Origin of the sequence: Holospora curviuscula (genome assembly GCF_002930195.1) — a bacterium.
GTDB classification, from domain to species: Bacteria; Pseudomonadota; Alphaproteobacteria; order Holosporales; family Holosporaceae; genus Holospora; species Holospora curviuscula.
Genome location: NZ_PHHC01000089.1, coordinates 1 through 3721 on the forward strand (window position 1 = coordinate 1; position 3721 = coordinate 3721).

General features: G+C 38.5%; 4 protein-coding genes. All 4 read right to left on the reverse strand.

The genetic code is table 11. The features are described from left to right. Window positions 1-587 precede the first annotated feature (587 nt). Window positions 588-911, reverse strand: coding sequence for an HU family DNA-binding protein (locus HCUR_RS04505; RefSeq protein WP_104206949.1), 324 nt, complete (start codon window positions 909-911; stop codon window positions 588-590). Window positions 912-1072: 161 nt separating this feature from the next. After that, the gene (locus tag HCUR_RS04510) at window positions 1073-2062 is read right to left on the reverse strand and encodes an aspartate-semialdehyde dehydrogenase (RefSeq protein ID WP_104206950.1); all 990 of its coding nucleotides are present in this window, start codon (window positions 2060-2062) and stop codon (window positions 1073-1075) included. Window positions 2063-2207: 145 nt separating this feature from the next. After that, the gene (locus HCUR_RS04515; protein WP_129591911.1) at window positions 2208-2915 is read right to left on the reverse strand and encodes a hypothetical protein; all 708 of its coding nucleotides are present in this window, start codon (window positions 2913-2915) and stop codon (window positions 2208-2210) included. Further along, a complete protein-coding gene (gmk, locus tag HCUR_RS04520; protein ID WP_104206952.1) occupies window positions 2906-3547 on the reverse strand; it encodes a guanylate kinase in 642 nt (213 codons plus the stop codon). Before gmk ends, HCUR_RS04515 begins: the two co-directional genes overlap by 10 nt. Between the last annotated feature and the right edge of the window lie 174 nt (window positions 3548-3721).

The window sequence follows — 3721 nt, forward strand, 5'->3', positions numbered from 1 at the left end:
ACTTATAGCGCACTAAGTTCAGTTCTAAATGCGTACCCCCTCTATAATCTGCTTACCCATTCCAAAACGTCTACCCGATTCCTCATCGCTTACTGCTTTTTTCTTCTTCATTTCTAACCCCTTACGATAATGAATACGACACCTTTAAATATCTTCTCTTTTCTGCTATTATAATTCTTTTATATTTAGTGTGCTATAGTACTTTGAATCTACCTTGAACCGCTATTTAACGCTAAAAGGTTTATGCTCTGATACAGGCTATAGCAAATCTATAAAAGTCTTTGTTCAAACTGTTTTCCAAAAAAGCAGTGACATCTGGGCTCCTGAATGGGCTATTTTTGCTAGAATATAGGAAGTAAAGCTCACTTTTACCCACATTACTTTAGAGAACTATATAAAAATTATGAAATGGTCATTAAGTTTGCTGAAAATACTGTGCTGATTGTGCACTTTGCAACTCTTGGTAAAAGAACCAGCCTAATCTATAAAGACGGGTTCTAATATTACTATTGACCTTTTTGGGTGCTAAACTAAAATACAAAATTTTTATTGAAAATACACCTTCTGTACATCGTTTTCTCGAAATTCTACAGCATTTCTTCCGTTGAGGGATGGTTAAGTTTTTGTAATAAGCCCTTTGAGGCACGAAATGTAATCTTTCTTCGCGGTAAAATAACACTTTTTACCAAAGTACGTGGATTTCTTCCCATACGTTCTTTTTTGTGGGTAACCATAAAGGTTCCAAAAGAAGAAATTTTTATACGAGGGTCTTGAACATTTAAAAAAGCACGTTTAAGCTGATCTAGAATTTTTTCTAAAAGATAGTGCGCTTCCTTTTCGTTAACTTTAAGACGCTTTTGGAACACCTTATAAAGCGATACTCGAATAATTTTACATTTGTTGATATTCATAATTTTATGAAATATTATATGTTACACATAGAAATACAATACAAAAAAATATATAAAAAGAAGTTAATTCGGATTTTGACCGAACTTAATTATCCTCATTCCTAAAGAGGAATACGTTTAATCCAGTGCGCAAAGCCAGAGAAAAATTTTTTATTTTTTCTCTAGTTTTTCTGTTGCACCATAATTTTTGCGATGTCTACCATGTCAGAGGCTGCTCCTCTTAAGAGATTATCGGAACAGACCCACACTGCTAAATGAAAGGGAGTAAGTTGCCGAACGCGTCCTACAGAAACCACATCTCGACCCTGTAGTTCTAACGGAGTTTGATATTCTCTCGCGACTTCAATATGAGGGGCTTTACACCAAGCTTCTTGAACCTCTTCTTTAGACCAAGGACGCTGAAACTCTACCCAGACCGCAGATGCATGCCCTTGGAGTACAGGAACTCGGACTGCGGTACTAAAAATGGGACAGTCCACTTGAAGAATTCGATGGAGTTCCTTTTGAATTTTTTCTTCTTCGCTACTGTGGCCCATATGATCAAGCTGACCAATTTGAGGAATTACATTAAACCCAATATTTTTTGGAAAATAAGAGGTTTCTAGAGGCGTTCCAGAAAGCTTTTTTTTTGTTTCCATCAAGCATGCTTCTACTCCGTATTTTCCCGCACCAGAGACAGATTGATAAGTAGCAATATGGATGCACTTTAACCCATACAAGACATTAAGGGGTGCAAGGACGCATGCAAGAGGGCTTACAATACAATTACTGTGAGCACACAGGGAGTGCTCTTTTTGCAATATTTGCTGATTAACTCCCGGTACCACTAACGGAACAGACGGATCTAGTCGGCGCCAAGAACTTGAATCTACAACTCGAGCCCCAGCATGCAAAGCGCTTTCAATCCAACGCTTAGATACGTTTTCTTCTGTGGCAAACATGCACACATCAAAACAAGAAAAGTCTGCCTGATCTAGAGGATGTACATTAAGTAAACGCCCTTCTAGATCAAGAGTACACTGCTTGGATGCAAATAAAGAGACCTCCCATAAATCGGCATGTTCCATCATTAACTTTAATGCCGTGCGCCCCACAACACCTGTGGCTCCCACAAGTGCAACACGCGCTTTTACATAAGAGCTAAAAAACATATCGCCTTATACGATTGCAAACTTTACTCTTTATAGTAAAAGAACAGTACAATTTTTTCTCCTTCCCGCAGCTTGAGATTGCTCCCGCATAACGAACTACAAACTGCGGACGAAACCTTGCTTTCGTTATTGATTTATAAACGTATCACTTAACAAATTGCGCAAGATGAAGCATTCTTTCTTCAGTTCCTTGCATCTTTTGTTTCAACATAATATCCTCGTATAAAACACACAAAGCAAATTTTTTTAGCACTTCCAGTACGTCTTCTACTGAACTATGCCTCCATAATACGTGTGTCTCCCAAGACTCAGAAGATGAAACACCCTCTTCACAGTGAAGATGAAATTTTTCTAAGCTTGCTTGAGACACATCCTCCCGTACTTCCAATACTAAATCTTTCATCATTTTACGAGAAGCCATATACCCCACACACCAAGCTTGTCTACCATTGTCCACAGCCCACAGTACATGACTTCGCGCGTACTGTTTGGAAAACAAAACTTGAAAAATATTCCAATAGTGCGCTTGAAAAGATCCTCCTACATGAAGCCCATCCAACAACGCAACTGCTGCTCGCAAAGCAGTAAAAGAACCTGGAGAAGTAAACGTAGCAACGTGGTGCAAATTTCCTCGTGCTTTACCCTGGTCATAGGCAGACTGTACTAAAAACGCTAACTCTTGATCCGCATAGTCCTGAGTATGATGAGCTTGAGTCACAAGCTGTAACCCCGATAAATGCTCAAAAGCAAAATCAACTTCTGACAAGGATGGAAGCTCCCATAGTGCCACCATAACGAACGGGAAACTTGTGAACGTTAGTATCGACGTTGTTTCTTGGGTTATCATCTCCATTCCTCTACAATTTTTGCGATACGCCCACACTGATGCGCACTTTTAAGCTTTTCAGCCCGGATAACCGCTATCACTTCAGAAGCGGCCACTAAAAAATCATCGTTCAATACAACGTAATCATAATAAATCCACTGTTTCATTTCAAGAGCACTAGCCGCAAGACGACGAGAAATAGACTCCGGAGAATCTTGACCACGTTGCTCCAGTCGTAATTTTAATGCATCTTGATGAGGAGGGACAATAAAAAGACTAACCACAGCTTTTCCTAATCTCGAATGAGCCTTTAATTTTTGAAGTCCTACGTGATCCAAAGCACAAATTACATCTCGTCCTTGGCGTAGACAATGTACTATCGGATCTAGAGGAGTCCCATAAAAATGATCATAAATTTGAGTCCATTCCACAAACCGAGCTTGATTCTGATGGATTTGAAAATCTTCTTTTGACACAAAAAAATAATCTTTTCCTTCTTCTTCATGGGGACGAGAAGCTCTAGTTGTCATAGAAATCGACGCATAAACGTGATCCAAAGAAGCAGCAACGTGCCTACACAAAGAAGTCTTTCCCGCTCCTGAAGGTGCAGAAAGCACAAACACAATGCCATCTAATTTTTCATTTTTTAACTTAGACACGAGTCTAAAAGGTTAAATTTAATATTATTGCTTTATTTATATCATAATTTTATTCTTAAAATCAATTAGGTTTTTTCGTAATGTTCAACGCATTTTTAGAATCGGTGCGTAATAGATTTTTACATTTCATACACATTAGATGAGGGGTATACTGCTTCAAATAGAATTTCACAC

Coding starts and splice junctions, on each gene's coding strand:
- HCUR_RS04505 (WP_104206949.1), bottom strand. CDS start 911: ATGAATATCAACAAATGTAAAATTATTCGAGTATCGCTTTATAAGGTG.
- HCUR_RS04510 (WP_104206950.1), bottom strand. CDS start 2,062: ATGTTTTTTAGCTCTTATGTAAAAGCGCGTGTTGCACTTGTGGGAGCC.
- HCUR_RS04515 (WP_129591911.1), bottom strand. CDS start 2,915: ATGGAGATGATAACCCAAGAAACAACGTCGATACTAACGTTCACAAGT.